Origin of the sequence: Clostridium sp. KNHs216, from assembly GCF_006714885.1 — a bacterium.
Taxonomy (GTDB): Bacteria; Bacillota; Clostridia; order Oscillospirales; family Acutalibacteraceae; genus Caproiciproducens.
Genome location: NZ_VFMF01000001.1, coordinates 2,835,720 through 2,853,038, shown reverse-complemented (window position 1 = coordinate 2,853,038; position 17,319 = coordinate 2,835,720). Strand labels below are relative to the sequence as shown.

Annotated in this window: 16 protein-coding genes; 1 reads left to right on the top strand and 15 read right to left on the bottom strand. The window is 48.6% G+C overall.

Going from position 1 to position 17,319, the window contains the following annotated elements:
- Positions 1 to 389 precede the first annotated feature (389 nt).
- From LY85_RS13735 to LY85_RS13695, 9 genes are all read right to left on the bottom strand, one after another.
- Entirely contained in the window at positions 390 to 926 is a 537-nt protein-coding gene (locus LY85_RS13735; RefSeq protein ID WP_141827092.1) for a nitroreductase family protein, read from the bottom strand.
- Between the two features lie 85 nt (positions 927 to 1,011).
- Entirely contained in the window at positions 1,012 to 1,776 is a 765-nt protein-coding gene (locus LY85_RS13730) for a response regulator (protein WP_141827091.1), read from the bottom strand.
- 223 nt (positions 1,777 to 1,999) lie between these two features.
- On the bottom strand, positions 2,000 to 2,896 hold the full coding sequence (locus LY85_RS13725; RefSeq protein ID WP_141827090.1) for a carbohydrate ABC transporter permease: 897 nt from the start codon (positions 2,894 to 2,896) through the stop codon (positions 2,000 to 2,002).
- A gap of 13 nt (positions 2,897 to 2,909) precedes the next feature.
- Positions 2,910 to 3,797 carry a sugar ABC transporter permease gene (locus LY85_RS13720; RefSeq protein ID WP_141827089.1) on the bottom strand — a complete coding sequence of 296 codons (888 nt, stop codon included), beginning with the start codon at positions 3,795 to 3,797 and terminating at the stop codon, positions 2,910 to 2,912.
- Between the two features lie 89 nt (positions 3,798 to 3,886).
- Positions 3,887 to 5,197: an ABC transporter substrate-binding protein gene (locus LY85_RS13715; protein WP_141827088.1), complete on the bottom strand. Its 1,311-nt coding sequence runs from the start codon at positions 5,195 to 5,197 to the stop codon at positions 3,887 to 3,889.
- A 107-nt stretch (positions 5,198 to 5,304) separates the two neighbouring features.
- Positions 5,305 to 7,059, bottom strand: a complete 1,755-nt coding sequence (locus LY85_RS13710) for a sensor histidine kinase (protein WP_141827087.1) — start codon at positions 7,057 to 7,059, stop codon at positions 5,305 to 5,307.
- Between the two features lie 360 nt (positions 7,060 to 7,419).
- Complete coding sequence (locus tag LY85_RS13705) at positions 7,420 to 8,835, bottom strand: phosphoglucomutase/phosphomannomutase family protein (RefSeq protein ID WP_141827086.1); 1,416 nt, start codon at positions 8,833 to 8,835, stop codon at positions 7,420 to 7,422.
- A gap of 59 nt (positions 8,836 to 8,894) precedes the next feature.
- The gene (locus LY85_RS13700) at positions 8,895 to 11,291 is read right to left on the bottom strand and encodes a GH116 family glycosyl hydrolase (RefSeq protein ID WP_141827085.1); all 2,397 of its coding nucleotides are present in this window, start codon (positions 11,289 to 11,291) and stop codon (positions 8,895 to 8,897) included.
- Positions 11,292 to 11,547: 256 nt separating this feature from the next.
- A complete protein-coding gene (locus LY85_RS13695) occupies positions 11,548 to 12,519 on the bottom strand; it encodes a carbohydrate kinase (protein ID WP_141827084.1) in 972 nt (323 codons plus the stop codon).
- 162 nt (positions 12,520 to 12,681) lie between these two features.
- Here LY85_RS13695 and LY85_RS13690 point away from each other — a divergent pair, with 162 nt between their 5' ends.
- Positions 12,682 to 13,632, top strand: coding sequence for an NAD(P)-dependent oxidoreductase (locus tag LY85_RS13690; protein WP_141827083.1), 951 nt, complete (start codon positions 12,682 to 12,684; stop codon positions 13,630 to 13,632).
- A 165-nt stretch (positions 13,633 to 13,797) separates the two neighbouring features.
- On the opposite strand, the gene LY85_RS13685 is transcribed toward LY85_RS13690, so the two are convergent.
- From LY85_RS13685 to LY85_RS13660, 6 genes are all read right to left on the bottom strand, one after another.
- Entirely contained in the window at positions 13,798 to 14,148 is a 351-nt protein-coding gene (locus LY85_RS13685) for a DUF2200 domain-containing protein (RefSeq protein WP_141827082.1), read from the bottom strand.
- On the bottom strand, positions 14,145 to 14,564 hold the full coding sequence (locus LY85_RS13680) for a DUF1801 domain-containing protein (protein ID WP_141827081.1): 420 nt from the start codon (positions 14,562 to 14,564) through the stop codon (positions 14,145 to 14,147). Before LY85_RS13680 ends, LY85_RS13685 begins: the two co-directional genes overlap by 4 nt.
- A 186-nt stretch (positions 14,565 to 14,750) precedes the next feature.
- The gene (locus LY85_RS13675) at positions 14,751 to 15,512 is read right to left on the bottom strand and encodes an MBL fold metallo-hydrolase (protein WP_141827080.1); all 762 of its coding nucleotides are present in this window, start codon (positions 15,510 to 15,512) and stop codon (positions 14,751 to 14,753) included.
- Positions 15,513 to 15,559: 47 nt separating this feature from the next.
- Positions 15,560 to 16,255 carry an alpha/beta hydrolase gene (locus LY85_RS13670; protein WP_141828120.1) on the bottom strand — a complete coding sequence of 232 codons (696 nt, stop codon included), beginning with the start codon at positions 16,253 to 16,255 and terminating at the stop codon, positions 15,560 to 15,562.
- An 80-nt stretch (positions 16,256 to 16,335) separates the two neighbouring features.
- The gene (locus LY85_RS13665; protein WP_141827079.1) at positions 16,336 to 16,938 is read right to left on the bottom strand and encodes a class I SAM-dependent methyltransferase; all 603 of its coding nucleotides are present in this window, start codon (positions 16,936 to 16,938) and stop codon (positions 16,336 to 16,338) included.
- Positions 16,939 to 17,113: 175 nt separating this feature from the next.
- A complete protein-coding gene (locus LY85_RS13660) occupies positions 17,114 to 17,299 on the bottom strand; it encodes a hypothetical protein (protein WP_038322440.1) in 186 nt (61 codons plus the stop codon).
- Positions 17,300 to 17,319: the final 20 nt, after the last annotated feature.

Sequence of the window (17,319 nt, the reverse complement as noted above, 5' to 3'; positions counted from 1 at the left end):
ACCGCTATTTTTAGCGGAAATATAACAAATACACAGTTTATATTCCTAACACGCGCTGTTTATATCTACAATATATACCAAAGATTTAAACTTGTCAATATAAATTTAATTATTTTTGAACATTACTTTGCTTATTTGTATGTACAAGTTGTACTGTAACAAGTTAAACTTGGTTGTTCTCTATTCAAACTATGACCGAATAAGCGAAAGGACTCCGGATGGGTGAAGCCGCGGTGGAAAGTGGAATACGCTAAAAAAGGGCTTGTTCCGGACGCCAGCTGTGGCGGTCCGGGACAAGCCCGACGGGATCTATTCTCCTGTACAGTTTCCCGGGACAGGAGCTAAAATTTCAATGCTTCTGTATTCCTTGCGAGGCAATCACTGCATCGTCACCATGTTTCATATCTCACGATTTCCTCCATTGCTTTTCTCGGCCGCTGTTCCGGCGTCTCATCGCCATATCCCAGCGGAAGGATACCGCACACATATTTATCCTCCGGTATGTTCAGAATGGGCCTGACGTCATCTTGCTCAAACCAGCCTGTCCAGCAGGCCGCCAGTCCCTGATGCTCCGCTTCAAGCAATATATGCTCGACCGCAATTGCAGTATCCCGGATAATGTGCTTCAGCTCCGGCTCAGCGCTGTTTTCATCCAGACGGATCTCGGTATCCATGGGAATACGGCAGCGAATATCCGCCACGCACACAATCAAAATCGGAGCTGCCGTCATCCACGTCTGATGATGGTCGACAGCAGCCAGCTTCTCTTTCGTATCCTCCGATTCCACAATCAGGAACGTCCATGGCTGCGTATTGCTTCCGGAGGGCGCCAGCCTGGCACTTTCCAGTATTTGAACCAGCTTCTCTTTTTCAACCTTTCGGTTCTGATATTTGCGAATGCTCCTTCGATTCTCTATTTCTTGCAATCTGATGATCTCCTTTCAGTCTTTTGTGCAGATGTTTCTATAGACCGATCCGGTCCTCTCATTTATAAAAGCTGCCGCCGTATCATTATTTACATACGGCGTTGCGGTATTCGTTGGGCGACATTTGCCTGATTTTTTTAAAGACCCGTGAAAAATGATTGACGTCGTTGAATCCCAGTACATCCGAAATTTCGTAAATCTTCAAAGAAGGGTTCTGCAGCAGTTCTTCCGCTTTCTTGATCCGGGTTTCGTTCAGCAGGTCGCAGAAGCTCTTATTGGTATATTTGTTCAGCAGCTTGCTGAGATACCACTGGCTCACATATGCCTTTTCCGCAAGCTCCGTAAGCGTCAGCTTCTCTGCATAATGAATTCCTATGTAGTTTAGAGCGCCCCGTACGATAAAGTTGTTTGCCGCGTTTGTCTCGTGTAATTCTTCCGCCGGCTTCTCTTTTGATTCCGGAATCCCCTTCTGCTGCCTTCGCAGATTTTCCGTCATGACCTGAAGCGCTTCCTCCAGTTCATTCATTTTAGAAGGCTTCAGCAAAAATCTCGTTACACCGATATGAATTGCACGCGTCGCATATTCAAAGTCCCGGTATCCCGTGAGTACGGTGATCTGCAGGTCGGGAAATTCCCCCTTCAGCCCGGCCAGCATGGTGAGCCCATCCATATTCGGCATTTTGATATCCGTAAACAGAATATCCGGATCGTTTTCCCGGATCGCTTTTGCACCGGACTTTGCGTCCGACGCGGTGGCGACTACCTCGCAGTCATATTTCGCCCAATCGACCACCTTTTTTAGGCCTTCCACAATAATATCTTCATCATCAATAATAATTACTTTATACATATTGAATGCCTCCGAATCATCATACTGAAATTATAGCACAGAACACAGAAAAATCGGGTATATTTTCTGGAGTTTACAAAAAATATACCCGTTCTGTATAAAGCACAAGATTCTACAGCATTTCCAGTCGATTCTGCAGTAAGGCTGCGTTCCTCCCCGCCCTCGGCGGGGAGGAACGTATTTTGTCCCGCAACTGAAATGGAATTGCTGTAATATAAAATTTTTATCCTTTGATTGCCCCGGCGGTCATCCCTTTGATAATATTTTTTTGAAGGAATACATAAACGACAAGTACGGGTACAACGACCAAAACAACCGCGGCCGCCATCAAACCGTAATTCACACCGGCAATCGAAGTAATTTCATTGAGCAGCCGTGTGATCGTAAAGGCATCCTTGTACCGTAAAAAGAACATCTGTGTGAAAAGATCATTATATGACCACAGAAAGGTGAAAATGGCAACGGTGGCAAAGGACGGCTTTGCAATCGGAACGATCACTTTAAAAAAGATCTGATAAATATTATATCCTTCCAAATAAGCCGCTTCCTCCAGATCAACCGGCAGCCCTCGGATAAATCCCATGAGAACGACGATTGCAAAAGAAAGATTCCCTGCAATCTGCGGTAAAATGACACTCAGCTGAGAAAGCGCTACGCTGTTCGTGTTGACGATGTGCCAGCCAAACATCATACGGAAAACCGGGATGATGGTGGAGAAAACCGGGAACATCATACTCGCGATGATCAGGGAATGCAGGGCGTTTCTTCCCCGGAATTGATAGCGTGCCATGCCGTACGCCGCAAATCCGGCCAGCAGTACGACAACGACGGTAACTGCGACCGAAATGATAAGGCTGTTTTTATATGCTCCGAAAATATCCACACGGCTGAAGGCCGTCTTATAATTATCAAATGTAAAGCTGTCCCCCATCGGAACAGAAAAAGAATCGGACCGAATCAGCCCTTTTACCTTAAACGAGTTCATAATGACCCAAAGAAACGGGTAAATGGTGGTAACCGCCCAAAAGGAAAGAACAAGGTAAATGAGAACTTTCCCCGGCTGTACCCTGCGCCGGACACCGTGTGACCGTGCGGGCTCCCGTGTATCTGCTGTTCGCATCTTTTCCCCTCCCCTAATAATCCTTCTCTTTGAAGATTCGGTTTGCAACCTGAGAAACCACTACGCCGATCACAACAATCACAATCGCAATGGTGGAACCGTAGTCCACATCGCCCATGGTAAAGGTCTGGTTATACATATAAGTTCCGGTCAGCCACGATTGATCCATCGGCATACCTGCGCCCATCATGACCCAGGGCAGGTCAAACACCTTCAGCGCTCCGGTGACTGCCAGAATCAGGCAGGTAATCAGAACATTGTGCAGGAGCGGCAGCGAAATGTAGCGGACACGGTTGAACCCGCTTGCGCCGTCAATCTCCGCGGCTTCGTAAATGTCGGGTGAAATATTATTCAGGCCGGTTACGATGATGACGAAATAAAATCCGACATACTGCCACATGACCGGAGTCATCATGGTAAACAGAAAATGTGCTTCGTCCTTCCAATCGATCATATCGGTCATGCCGAACTTCATCAGCAGCTGGTTGACCATGCCGCCGTCATATAAAAAAATCAGGTTGAATAAAAGTCCCAGAGCCGTTGCGGAAATGACAATCGGGAAAAAGTACACGGTTCTGAAAAACTGGGTGCCCTTTTTGATGTTATCGATCAATAAAGCAAGCAATAAAGCAATCCCAACCTGAAAAATGATTGTCAAAAGCATAAGCAGCATGGTATTGACCAGCGCCGTATTCATAATCGGATCCTGAAAAAGCTTTCCGTAATTCAGATACCAGGGGGAATTAAACCCCTCTGCCGCCGTGCCGAGCCCGGTGATATTGCAAAAGCTGTTGTAAATATTCATGGCAAAAGGATAATACAGAAACACAGCCATAAATAAGAATGCGGGAATCAGAAATACCGCCAACGGTGATTTTTTTTTGTAGATCGTAGAATTCATTGATCATCGCCCTCTTTAAAAAAACCGGAGAGCTGATACACCACTCTCCGGTTTTTGACATTGAACAGGAAAATATGTGAGATGAAGAATTAGCTCTTAATTGCCAGGCAGGCATCGATTGCCTTTTCGGCCGTTGTTTTTCCGGTTGCGATATTCTTAATATCCGCAAACAGCGCGGTACGTGCTGTTTGTATCAAGCCATCCTGCGTGGCGGGAGTAATTCCCGTTGCGCCCTTGGTCATAGCCATAGCCGCCTGCTCCAGGGAATCCGTATCGCTTTTCGCGGTTGTACCGTTCTTCAATGCGGTGACTGCCGTCGCGCCGAAGGTGGAAACCACTTCATCCGTCGTCATTGCTTTTACAAAGTCGACGCACGCCTTCTGTTTGGCGGGGTCGCTCCACGCTTTTTGGGTAATATAATAGCCCATGGACAGGCCGCCGATGATATCCGTGGATTTTCTTCCGTTTTCACCCGGCACGTAGGTAACGGTAAAGTCGTCGATGCTCTTTGCGTTTTCCTGGAACCAGCCGATCTTCCACGAACCGTCGATCGCGAAAGCGGCTTTGTCGTCAGCCATCAGCTGGAAGGTTTCCGCATCGGTTGCCGTTGTGGTGTTCTTTGGGAAGTAACCTTTTGTATACAGCGTTTTAATATCGTTGAGACCTTCCGCCCAGGCTTTGCCAACGTCATCCGTGGAAGAAGCGGGAAGCTTCGTATGGGTTGAAGGCGTACCGTGGTTGAATATGCAGTACTCAAACCAGTAATGAGGGACCTCCTGCAAAGAACAGGCGATCGGGGTGATCCCCTTCGATTTAATTGTTTCGCAGTCTTTCAGGAACTGGTCCCAGGTGTAATCCGCACCGGGAACTTCAACGCCGCAGTCCTTGAGCACCTTCTTGTTGATGAACAGTCCTTCCCAGTAGCCGTTTACCGGGACGGAATAGTTTTTGCCGTCCGCGGGGGACGCCCCAAGACGGTCGTCCATCATATTGCCCGCGTAATCGGGATATGTTTTCCGGATCTCATCGATGCTGACTACCTTGCCGCCCTGAACAAGCTTGTTCGCATCAACGCCGTTAAAGTAAAAGAGTACGTCCGGCTCGGCGCCTGTTTCAAAGTCGGCCATGATTTTGGCTTTCCACTCTTCGTTGGAAGTACCGGAGGCATCCTTGACCGTATTGCCGGTAGCAGTCTCATAGGCCTTGTAAGCCGCTTCATAATTCGCCCGGTTGCCGTCGTCGCCTCCGTACGAGGTTACGACTGTAATTTCCACCGGCTTTGCCGCCTCGGAAGACGCTGCCTGAGAAGCGGCCTGTGACGCCGCGGGCGTGCTTTGACATCCGGCAAGCATTGAGCCGCCGAGCGCCATTGTAAGGATGAATGCAATTACCCTTTTCATAAAACAACCTCCATATTATTTGAAATATGCCGTATCTTTTCCAGTGAATACTATATTACACTTTCAGCATTAAAAACATAATAGATAATCTTGCCATTTGTTGCATATTATTGTTTGCTTTGTTCAATAGCAATAACGATTCTGGAAATTGTATGGCCATAACTGTTCATTTTAATTGAAAGGCCGCTGCTCTCCCCGTAAATAATCTTCAGGCGCTGGTTTACATTGCGGATGCCCAGATTGTTCGCACTTTCATTCGCGGTATCGTATTCATCCGACAGCAGGCGCTCAACGCGCCTTTCGTCCTCCGGCGACATCGCGCCGTCGTTCTCCACCTCAAGGATCAGGTTGTCTTCCTCGCGGAAAATACGGATGACAATGACTCCCTTCTGCTGCGGCTGGATTCCATGCTCGACAGCGTTTTCGATAATCGGCTGCATAATCAAACGCGGCGCGTACAAGTCCAAAAGAGAAGGATCGATTTCTTTTCTTACGGTCAGCCGTTTCCCGAGCCGTTCCGAAATGATGTACAGATACGCGTCCACATACATCATTTCTTCGGAAACATGGACAACCGGCCTGCCTTTGCGGTCTATCGCGGCGTCAAGCATGGTGGAGAGCGCTTCGATCATACGGGAAACCTTAACATTGTCGGAGAGCCTTGCTTCCCAATTGATAATTTCCAGCGTGTTGTTCAGAAAATGCGGATTGATCTGCGATTGAAGCGCCATGATACGGGCGTCGCGCAGAGCCAGCTCTTCCCTGTAAATCCGGTCGAACTGATACTTCAGCTTGGACGACATGCTGTTGAACGCATCCGTCAGGTACTGAAATTCGATACTGCGGGAGTCGCCCGAAACCTGAACGCCGAAATTGCCCTCTTCAATATTTCCCGCCTCCACGATCAGCCGGTCGATCGGGCGTGACACGTTCCGGGTAAAAAACCAGATTACAAGAGCAAGCAGCGGAACGATCAGAATTCCCATCCACACGAGGACGATTTTAAATCGGTTCAGCTCCGCCGCAAGGGGAGAAATGTCCACCGCGATTACATAGGAAATCCGGTACACTCCGGTCCGGTTCATTCCGTAAAGGTAGGTACGGTCTCCAATGCTCCGGAACGTCTGGCTGTTTGCCTTAAACGCGATCCCCAGCCGCTGGGGCGAGAGCTGTTCTCCGTTCAGGACGACCGGCGTGTCGTTAAGCCAGATTGTCGTATCCTTTCCCCAGACAATATTTTTGATACCGGCAAACATGCCCGCGGTATCCAACTGCATCGTCAGCACCGCATAGGGTTTATAATCCCCGTCAAGGATATTTCTGACCATATAAGTCCTTCCGTCGGCGTTGATGAAACCAATATCGCTTCCCAGCGTTTCCGACAATTCGCGCACCTGCTGATGCGCGTGATTTCTGTATTGTTGTACGGCGGAGGTTGCGTTGTAGGTTGCGTTAAACGTGTAATAAACATTGTCGGGCTGCCCGCAGAAATACAGTGCCGTAATGAGAAATTTATCGTCGTATTTGTACTGCTGTGACAAAAACGCCGTGACCCGGTCGTATAGCTCATTGGCGTCCCCTGTCCGATTGAAACTGCCGTATGCGTTTTTAACCGCAGGGTTGTAGGAGGCATACCTTGAGGAAGAAATGGCGGAATCGAGCTGATTGACCGCGATTTTCAGGGAATTATTAGCGGAAGTCGTAATGGTTTCCGTAATCTGGTCATTGATATTGTGCGTAATATAATACCCGGTTGCACCGCTGATGAGAGCAATCGGCAAAATCCAGCATGCTATAATGATACAGACCAGTCCCCACTTGAGAGAGAATTGCTGAGAATTCCTCTTCGTCTTCATTTTCATAGCCGTTCTCCGCTTCCATAAACTCAAAATACAGCATTTCCAGTTGATTCTGCAACAAGGTTGTGTCACTCCCCCCGCCTTCGGCGGGGGGAGTGACGTGTTTTGTCTCGCAAACTGAAATGGAATCGCTTTAGATTTTCTTGTATGAATATAATTCCGTATGTCCAATTATAGCATAGTCCCTTTCAAAAGGGCAGGCGCAATTTTAATCCCTCCGGCGCACCGGGCGCGCCGCCTCTCCCCCATGGGCGGAGGCAAAGGGTGCGGAAAGCAAACCTCTCTGCAATTTTGCGGCTGCGCGACTTTGCCGTCAGTTTAAAGAAGGCAGCCGCGAATTCCGGCTGCCTTCTTCAGGAGTAGTTATGAAAGAGAAAGGAATTGTTTGAAAACATCGCTGGTTTCCCGCGCGGCCTGGAGGGTAGGCATCTCGCAAAAAATCCGCAGCAGCGGCTCCGTACCGGAAAAGCGCGCAATAATCCAGCCCTGATTTTTAAAATAAACCTTACAGCCGTCCATGTAGGATACCTTTTCGATTTCGTACGGAAAATCCGGCAGCAGCTTATCCTGAAGCAGGATTTCTGTTATTTTATCTTTTCCTTCCTGTGAAAACCGAAAGTCGCACTCCTCCATTTCACAGCTCCCGTATTGATCGGTAATCTCATTGTATATTTCCGACAGCCTGCGGCCTGTGGTCGCGATCATTTCCACCAGCAGCGCGGCCGCATAAATGCCGTCCTTGCCCTGAATATGTCCGCGCACGGTAAGCCCGCCGGAGGATTCCCCCCCGATAATCGCGTTTGTTTCCGCCATTTTTGAGGAAACATATTTAAATCCCACCGGAACCTCATAACAGGTTTCCCCAAAATCCTCGGCAATGCGGTCAAGCAGATGGGTTGTGGCAATGTTTCTCACCGCCGCCCCGTGCCATCCTTTGAACTTCATCAGGTAATAATAAAGCATGGCCAGTATTTTGTTCGGATGCAGGAACTCGGCCCTGTCATTGATCACGCCGAGTCTGTCCGCATCACCGTCGGTTGCAATTCCAATGTCGCAGTGATTCTCCTCGACATAATTCATCAGCCCGGCAAGCGTTTTGCTGTTCGGAGCGGGCAGCCTGCCCCCGAACAGCGCATCGTGCCGCTCGTGGATGACATCCACATTGCACCGGGCCGTGAGCAGGATGGTTTGCAGCGCCGTTTTGCTGACCCCGTACATCGGGTCAAGTACGATTTTGAGGCCGCGGCTCCGGATCGCGTCCATGTTAATGGAACGGATAATGCTGTCAATATATTGATTTATCGGATCGATCAGCTCAATTCTGCCGCTCCTTACCCCGTCTTCAAACGGTATCCGCCTGATCTGAGCCGGGTCGATGTCCTTCATGTACTGTTCCAGTTCCCCTGTCAGAATTTCATCGGCATCCCGCCCGCCCTTCATGAAAACCTTGATCCCATTGTAAATGGCGGGATTATGGCTGGCGGTGACCGCCATGCCGTAAGGCAGTCCATAATACTGCACCGCAAACATAATCAATGGAGTGGGCGATTCCCTGTCAATCAGCCGGCAGGGGATCCCCTCCCCCGCCATCACCTCCGCCGCCCATTTGGCCGCCTCTTCCGACAGGAACCTCCGGTCGTATCCGATTACGAATCCATTTGCTGTTTTCTCCTGGTCTTTCAGCTTTCCGGCGATCGCAGCCGTTAACAGCTGAACGTTGGCTTTGGTAAATTCCTCGCCGATGACCGCGCGCCATCCGCCTGTTCCAAATTTTATCATATCTTCACCGCACTTTTCTCCGTACACAAAACCGCTCTGCACGGCGAGCGCCGACTCCCTTATCCCATCACAACGTTCACCCGGTGCCGTGTTCCCGCCTTCTGTACCGGAATCCCGCCGGAAACGGTTTTTCCGTCCAGCTCCATTGTTTTCACTCCCTTACTGACGCCGTGCGGATTCTCAACATGGATTTCATAGACAGCGCCGCGCCAGACGCGGGTGACATCGAAGCTGCTCCAATTCTTTGGAATGCATGGGTCGACAATCAGGCAGTCGAAATCCGGTCTTATCCCAAGAAGGTACCGGGTTGCGGCAAAATACGCCCAGCCGCCCGAGCCGGTCATGAACGGGTGCCTTGCCCGGCCGAAGGCGGTATGGTCTTTTCCCATGACGAACTGGCAGTAAGAGTAGGGTTCCGACTGCCGGACTTCTATTTCATCATTCTGGTTATAGGGAAGCAGGGCGTTGTAAAATTTCATGGCCCGGTCGCCCCGCCCAAGAGTCGCCTCGGCGCACCACGCCCACGGATTCGGATGACTGAAAATCGAACCGTTTTCCTTAACGCCGGGATACACCCGCGTGACAAACCCGATTTCGTCGTCACTCTTTGTATAGGACGGCGCATTGAGCATCAGTCCATATTGCGTATAGAGGTATTTGTCGACAGAATCCATCGCCCTGACCGCGCGGTCACGGTCGGCCACGCCGGAAAAAACCGCCCAGGTGTTGGACTCGATATGTACCTTGCCTTCCCGATCGTTATGGGTACCGATTTTCCTGCCGTTGGCGGTAATCCCGCGGATATACCACTCCCCGTCCCACAGGTTATCGTTACATGCCTTTTTCACCTTTTCGGCCATCTTTTCATATTTTTCCGCTTCCTCGTTTTTTCCGATAAACCGGGACAAATGAAGAAAATGTTGGATAGCCCAGTAGTGCAGGAATGAGACCATTGCACTTTCCCCGCCGCCTAAATTCAGGCAGTCATTCCAGTCGGCGCGAAGCCCCTTGCAGATGCCGGTGGAGCCAACCTGTTTGTCGGAAAAGTCAAGAATCCGCATCATGTGCTGATAGACCGTATCCTCCCCGCCGTCGGCGTAGGTAACCGGTTCTTCCAGAAGGGAAACTTCCCCCGTTTCCTTAACGTATTCGCTGATTGCGGCAACCAGCCACAGCGCGTCGTCCGAGCAGGCGTCCTTGATTCCGTGAATCATTTCCTCCCTGCTGGGAGTGGGAACCACGGTCGGGGATTGGAAGCTTTGCTGTTTTCCCCGGAGCTCGGGGTCAAACCACTCCGGCTGAAACAGGTGCAGCCCGTAGCCCTGCCGTGTAAGGCCCCTGCAAAGCTCGATAATACGCTTCCTGCACTTTTCCGGATTGGAGGACGCGATGGTCATCGCGTCCTGGGAAGTATCGCGGAAGCCCAGTCCGGTTCTGCCGCCCACTTCAATAAACGAGGCGAACCGTGAAAACAGAATGTTGATTTCGGACTGATACAGATTCCAGATGTTTAACGACGTGTTCATTCCCTGATTTGGGGTACTGACCTGCAGCCTGCCGAGCTTTTCCTGCCAGAAAGCCGCTAGGTCGGAAAACGCTTTGTCCACATTGGCCGGATCGGAATATTTTCTCCTTACAGGGACAGCCGCTTCCCGCTTTCCGTCCCCCAGCAGAAAGGTAAGCCGGACCGCCTGCCCCGGCTGCAAAACGAGCTTTTTTTGCAGAACGGCGCAATGGTTGCCTGTTTTTTCAAAGCTGCCGGAGCATTCCCCTTTTTCGACCGCAACCGGGCTGCTTTCGTCGCAGTAAGCGCCCAAAAAGCAATCGCGCAGGCAGTCAAACCCATCCGGTTCAAAGCTAGAAGTAAACCACTGGTACCCCGATTCTTCATAATAGAGGTCATATTCAATGATGCCGTCGGCATAACTGGAGCCCGAAGCATACAGGCTCATCTGAAAATTCTGATTGTCCATATCGATCTGATGGAACGAAAACTCAAGGTAAGAGTAAACGCTGATACGGCGCGGCCGGGTCCCGTCGTTTTTCAGCGCCACATCCCACAATTCGACCGGCTCGTTCAGAGGAATAAACACCGTCTGGCAGGCGGAAATGTCCTGATAATCACAGCGGTATTTCGAGTAGGAAAGCCCGTGCCTGCATTCATATTTCGCTTTGGTCAGGTCCTTCGCGACAGGCTGCCACGAAATGCTCCAATACTCGCCGGTCTCGTCGTCACGGAGATACACATAATGGCCGGGACGGCTGACCGGCGCATTCGGTCGGAAACGCGTAATGCGGTGGTACTGCGGAGATTGATAAAAAACATAACCGTCCGCGGTTTGGCTGAGAACAGCGCACATATCGTTTACACCGATATAATTTGTCCAGGGAACCGGTGTGTTTACGCGATCAATGACATATTCTTTCTTTTCATCATCAAAATAGCCGTATCTCATTTTCCCAATTCTCCTCCGGTTTTCATTCTGAATCAATTATAAAGCAGATCCGGAACTGAATAAATAACAGATGTTGTACTTAATTGTATATTCTTGTGTAGCTTCTCAGAGAGCGGAGCAAGCGCCTCCACATATGCCCAATCATCCGCCGAAGCATGGCAATATGAAAAGACGCCGGCTGGGCGGCGTCTTTTCATGATTCAGTTACTCTAAGAAAAAGAGCTTAAAAGCCAACTTGCTTTTAAGCTCTCAGGGTTTATTCATCGTTATTCCCTTTTCGGCCAAGAAAATCCCTGACCATGTTGATTGTGGGCATCGCCGGTATTCCTCCGCGCTTTTGAACGCACAGCGAGGCGACCGCGTTGGCAAATCCGGTAAAATCCCGGAGCTGTGCTTCGCCAAGCTCACCGGGGCGAAGCCCGCTTACGGCCAGCTTATAGAGGAAACCGCCCCAGAAAGCGTCCCCCGCGCCTGTAGTGTCAACCACCGGAACATCGGGAACGGGAACGAGCGCAGACGCGCCTTTCACTGCGGCATAGGCGCCGTTGCTGCCAAGCGTGACCACCGCACAGGAGATTCCCTTTTGAAAAAGATACCCGGCGGCAGCCTCGGGAGAAGATTCGCCTGTGATCAGCCCTACTTCCTCGTCGCTGATTTTTACAATGTCCGCAAAAGGAAGGACGCTCTGCATGATCCCGGCGGCTTCGTCCTCGCTTTTCCAGAGCGGCGCACGGTAATTCGGGTCGTAAGAAAGGATGGCCCCCGCCCTTTTTGCGGCCTTAACCGCTTCTATTGTCGCGGAACGCGACGGCTCATCGGTCAGTGAGAGGGAGCCGAAGTGGAAAATCCTGCACCCCTCTGCCAGCTCACGCTTAACCTCGCACGCTGAAAGGCAGGTGTCCGCGCCGGGCTTGCGTGCAAACGAAAATTTGCGCTCGCCCGTTTCTGACAGCTCAACAAACGCAAGCGTCGTAAACACATTCTTCGCGCTGATCAGCCCGCTGGTGTCGACACCCTTTTCTTCAAGCACCCTACGCAGGTAATCTCCGTGCATATCCTTGCCCACCTTGCCGATAAACGAAGTGCTTAAGCCTAAGTTCGAAGCGGCGCAAAGCACGTTCGCGGGCGCACCGCCGGGGTTTTGCTCAAACAGGCGCATCCCGTTTTCGCTTTTGCCGTGGTATGTAAAATCAATCAGCAGTTCGCCCAACGCGACTAAATCAAACATTCGCTCACTCCCCGAGAAAAATTTATCCTTCTTTTTTACTCATAAGCGCTGTTCAACAGGATTATGAGTATATTAAGAATGATGATTGTAATGCCTGATGAAAAACGCTACAATATGGATATGAGGAATTAAAAAATCAAATTATATAAAGGAGAAAAAATTATGAAGGACAGAACTGTGGTGTTGAATGCCGGTCTGGTAAATTATGATGGGAACATTGACTACTCACAAATTGCATCTGAAGTCGTAATCTATGATGAAACGCCTGAAGATAAAATTTTGGAGCGGGTTGACGGTTTTACCATCGTTGTAACGAAAGAAATGAAAGTCAGCGGCGACATTATCAGAAAATTTCCTGACAGTGTGAAAATGATCTGTGAAGCCGGGACCGGATATAATAATATCAATTTGGATGCGGTCCATGAAAAGGGGATCCTATTATGCAACATTCCTACGTATAGCAGTGAAAGAGTGGCACATACGGCAATCCTTTTGATTTTAAACTTAGCAAGCTCCATGCAGAAACAGATTCGTATGCTTTCGCAGGGAAATCATGATAATTTCCATAAGCACTTAATGGTAGACCATGTAGAAGTAAACGGTAAAACACTGGGAGTGATCGGCTATGGCAATATCGCAAAAGAAATCATCAAAGTTGCACAAGCACTCGGAATGAAAATTTTAGTATCTACCCGAACCCCCAGAGCGGATATAGAGAACATTCACTTTACAACCAATGAAGAGGTTTTTAAGCAAAGCGATTTTATTTCTCTGAATTGTCCTTTGAACGAATCAACAAGGCATATGATCAATAAAGAGACATTGGCCATGATGAAGCCAACCGCATATTTAATCAATACTGCACGGGGAGCCCTGATTGATGAAAAAGCATTGATCGGCGCATTGCAGAATCATGCAATTGCAGGTGCGGGACTGGATGTTCAGGAAGTCGAGCCATTAGATGATGCAAGTCCCTTGTATACAATGGAGAATGTGATCATCACTCCGCACATGGGATGGCGGGGACTAGAAACAAGACAACGCTTAGTTTCATTGATCCGGGATAATATCCATGCTTTTTCTAAAGGCCAGCCCATTAACAGAGTAGATTAAACGAGATCATAACAATATCGTATCGTTATAGCGCAGAGCTTCCGAAAATTCTGTAATATCACCACTGATACTGGACTGGAGATGGACCGGCATTCCTCTGAACAAGTCAGGGTATTGTGCAGGTCCATGTCCTATCATCTGCGCTGTCATGGAAACTAGACACCCTCAACTCCTCAAAATCTTCTCCATGGGTTTCCCTTTTGCCAGTTCATCCACCAGTTTATCTAACCAGCGTATCTTCTGCATAAGCGGGTCTTCGATTTCCTCTACGCGAATGCCGCAGACTACGCCCGTGATTTTATGGGCGTTTGGGTTGATTTGCGGAGCTTCGGCAAAGAATGTTTCGTAATCGCTATTTTTCACAATCTGTGCTTGCAAGCCATGCTCGTCATACCCCGTCAGCCATTGGATGACGGTATCGACTTCCGCTTTGGTGCGCCCTTTGCGCTCCGCCTTCTGGACAAGCAGCGGGTAGACGCTCGAAAACGCCATCTTGAACACGCGCTCGTTTGTCATAAAGTGTCCCTCCCTTTCTCTTTCCGCTTTACTCTCCATCGCATGATGTCGGTAATGAGTTCATAATCGATCGGCTTGTCGAGCGGAAGCTGAATCGTCCCTTTACTGGTCTTATATCCTGCGAGCCGCTCTGCAAACTCAGCAGTAGCCTCGCCGCCGGGGTATAGCCCAATGTGTTTTTTGAACGCCGCGAAGTGGATAAGGTTCTCACCCTGCCAGAACGTCGGCATCTGCCACGAGATTTTCTCTGTGGCTTGGGGCGCGGCGGCGCGGATGGTTTCGCGGATTTTTTGCAACAGGGGCCGCACATCTTCCCGCTGTGCGGCGATGTATTCGCCAATGCTGTTCGGTTTCACGCAAAAGTGATCTTGTTCCGTGTTTTTGAACTCACGGCCGCATTTCGGGCATTTCCACATTTAACCCACGCTCCTTGTTATTTTATCACTGATGCCTATTGGATACGAACCCATCGGTGACTCATCAATAGCATAGCGACTAGGAATACTGCCAAAACGGTGAATACCACGGCAAATACATTGATAATCTTATTTGTTTTTCCTTTCAGAACCTTGGACAGCAAGTGCCGTGAACCCTGACACCCACTACAGCCATACCGACCAGTCACCGTAATCAAATGTTCCGCTCCCGTGGTGGAGTTTGCCATCCGCCTTTAGCTGTCTGAAAGTATCACGCATCTGGATTAAAATTTCGGGTTGTATATCCAAGCTGTGATGTGCGGGAAATACTTGCTTTACCGGCAAAACAGATATTTTTTCCAGAGAATCCAGATAAGCCGCCGGGTCCGTGGACGGATAGTATGCAAATAAGGTGCCTTTATAAACCAAATCGCCGGTAAACAAATACCCGCGCTCCTTTTCCCAGAAACACATGTGTCCCGGAGAATGCCCCGGCGTATGCAACACATCAACCACGCGGCCCCCAATGTCAATCTTATTGCCATCATATAATGCCCTTGTAGGCGTTCCCTGAAAAAACTTATAATTCTTTACGTCGTAACCATCCGGTAAATCACATCGGTCAACCACCATATTCCGAATCGTATCCATCGTCAGAGGAAATTCACCGGACAGCCAATTCAGTTCTGCTGCATGGGCATAAAAATCCGGATAGTATTTGTGTCCTCCAATGTGATCCCAATGAATGTGGGTTGCCACGGCAGTCACGGGTTTATCCGTCAGTTTTTCTACCTTTTCAGAAATATTACAAATACCAAGCCCGGTGTCAATCAGCAGACTTCGCTCCGTACCGTTCAGAAGGTAGCAGTGCGTTTCCTCCCAATGCCTGTATTCGCTGATGATATACGTATCCGCATCAAGTCGGTCTATTGTAAACCAATCACTCATAAACAATTCTCCCGGTTAGAACGCTGCCGCCTGTTATCGGACGAAAATCAACAGTTCTCCTGCTCCCATTTATTTAAAAAGGCCAGCTGATCCTTGTCATGAAACCAATGCTCTCCGTTTTCCATGACTGTCAATCCGCAGTGGAAACGCTCAACGAATCCATCCACTATATAACGTTCCGTCAGATTGTCTTTACTTCCATAGAGCACTTTGGTATCGCTGTCCCATACTGGAACGGGGTTCTGTTTCGCATAGAGATAATATTCCCATGACAAAGTCTGCCCAAAGTTGGTCGGTATGATCTTCTTCGCTTTCAATTCGTCCTTTGTTACTCCGGCCCATTGCATCATGTTTTCAATAAGATGATCCATATCAAGAATCGGGGAAACGAACAGACTCTTTTCGATATGTTTGTCCTGAAAGGCAAGCATACTAAACCAGGCCCCGATACTGGTTGCTCTGAGAGCCATGCGCTTCCAGCGAGAATTCATATAGTCCGCTGTTTTCTGCAGCTCCGGCACTATCATCCAGGGATAGAAACGACCAGTCTCATTTTTTCGTTCCCCATGCTCCGGCAGGTCGATGCTCAGAACCTGCCAACCGTTTTCCGATACAATCTCGGCAAAGCTTTCAGCCTCTTCCTTGTTGCCGTTCTGCCCATGGACGAACAGATAGGCCTTATCAGATTTTTCACCATAAATGATTGACGGAATCCCGGCAATCAGAATTCGTTCCTGCTTCATCTTCAAATCACTACCTTTTATATTCTACCTGTTCGGACGATAATAATGCCCTGTGAAGCTTGAGGGCTTTGGCGAATACTCTATTTCTGAGAATCAAGAATAAACAGAGATGCATCGCACCCCATGAATATTTTGCTTCCAGTATAAAAAGTTTTAGAGCGAATCTCCCTGTATCCTATTGTTGTCATCCTTTCAGTTAACTCTATTTGATCAAATCCGTTATGAACCATATCTGAAACTATTTTTTCATTTTTATCAAAATCTACGATTAGCAAATGTCCGCTTTCTTTTAGGACCTCGTATAATCTTGATAAAACCAATTCAATATCATGAATATGGAGTAAAACCTGAGCCATAAAAATATAATCAGCACGTAAACCCAAAAGACGATCTTTTTCAAAGTCAAAGCATAATGCAGCTGCGTTCTGCACATCAGAACCAGCAATTTTTTGTTTTATCTGACCGATCATGTTTTGCGATGCATCCAGAAACAGGATCGACTTAAAATCATCCAGTAAATTCATACCGACAAGACCAGTTCCACACCCAAAATCAATCGCATCTTTACTTTTGGCATCAACTAAACATGCCCGAATGGCTTCTGATGATGCCTTTGCAATTTGTGCTCTTTCAGGAGTATCATATCTATCAGCGATCATTTCAAACTTATCCGTATTGCCCATATTTCCTCTCCAATCCCGCTTATATTCGTTCCAGCAAGCGAACGGTCCCTGTATGCCTTGAGGAGATAAAAAAGATGCTGCTTGAAGCCAGTGGGGCCTTGACTGCAGGAAACAATCAGGAACGTATTTAGATTCTGAATCATTGCTCTGTGAAGATTTTCTGCACGCTCATCTGCTAATCATCACTTTTTTCAATAACAATATACGCTTGGCCTGTGATTACGCTTTCACCTAAAGCACATGCCGATATATGCTTAACTTTCCATCCTTCTTCCAAATACTTGTTTACCATATCCAATCCATCATCTTCTTTTGCACCTATCATTTTTCCATTACTTCGAACCCATATAACTTTTTCCATTTTAAGTTCTCCTTTTTACA

What these genes read in the sequence shown, in the direction of transcription:
- LY85_RS13665 (WP_141827079.1), bottom strand. Translation starts at nt 16,938, where the DNA reads ATGGGCAATACGGATAAGTTTGAAATGATCGCTGATAGATATGATACT.
- LY85_RS13675 (WP_141827080.1), bottom strand. Translation starts at nt 15,512, where the DNA reads ATGAGTGATTGGTTTACAATAGACCGACTTGATGCGGATACGTATATC.
- LY85_RS13685 (WP_141827082.1), bottom strand. Translation starts at nt 14,148, where the DNA reads ATGACAAACGAGCGCGTGTTCAAGATGGCGTTTTCGAGCGTCTACCCG.
- LY85_RS13695 (WP_141827084.1), bottom strand. Translation starts at nt 12,519, where the DNA reads ATGTTTGATTTAGTCGCGTTGGGCGAACTGCTGATTGATTTTACATAC.
- LY85_RS13680 (WP_141827081.1), bottom strand. Translation starts at nt 14,564, where the DNA reads ATGTGGAAATGCCCGAAATGCGGCCGTGAGTTCAAAAACACGGAACAA.
- LY85_RS13700 (WP_141827085.1), bottom strand. Translation starts at nt 11,291, where the DNA reads ATGAGATACGGCTATTTTGATGATGAAAAGAAAGAATATGTCATTGAT.
- LY85_RS13710 (WP_141827087.1), bottom strand. Translation starts at nt 7,059, where the DNA reads ATGAAAATGAAGACGAAGAGGAATTCTCAGCAATTCTCTCTCAAGTGG.
- LY85_RS13660 (WP_038322440.1), bottom strand. Translation starts at nt 17,299, where the DNA reads ATGGAAAAAGTTATATGGGTTCGAAGTAATGGAAAAATGATAGGTGCA.
- LY85_RS13715 (WP_141827088.1), bottom strand. Translation starts at nt 5,197, where the DNA reads ATGAAAAGGGTAATTGCATTCATCCTTACAATGGCGCTCGGCGGCTCA.
- LY85_RS13730 (WP_141827091.1), bottom strand. Translation starts at nt 1,776, where the DNA reads ATGTATAAAGTAATTATTATTGATGATGAAGATATTATTGTGGAAGGC.
- LY85_RS13705 (WP_141827086.1), bottom strand. Translation starts at nt 8,835, where the DNA reads ATGATAAAATTTGGAACAGGCGGATGGCGCGCGGTCATCGGCGAGGAA.
- LY85_RS13690 (WP_141827083.1), top strand. Translation starts at nt 12,682, where the DNA reads ATGAAGGACAGAACTGTGGTGTTGAATGCCGGTCTGGTAAATTATGAT.
- LY85_RS13720 (WP_141827089.1), bottom strand. Translation starts at nt 3,797, where the DNA reads ATGAATTCTACGATCTACAAAAAAAAATCACCGTTGGCGGTATTTCTG.
- LY85_RS13670 (WP_141828120.1), bottom strand. Translation starts at nt 16,255, where the DNA reads ATGAAGCAGGAACGAATTCTGATTGCCGGGATTCCGTCAATCATTTAT.
- LY85_RS13725 (WP_141827090.1), bottom strand. Translation starts at nt 2,896, where the DNA reads ATGCGAACAGCAGATACACGGGAGCCCGCACGGTCACACGGTGTCCGG.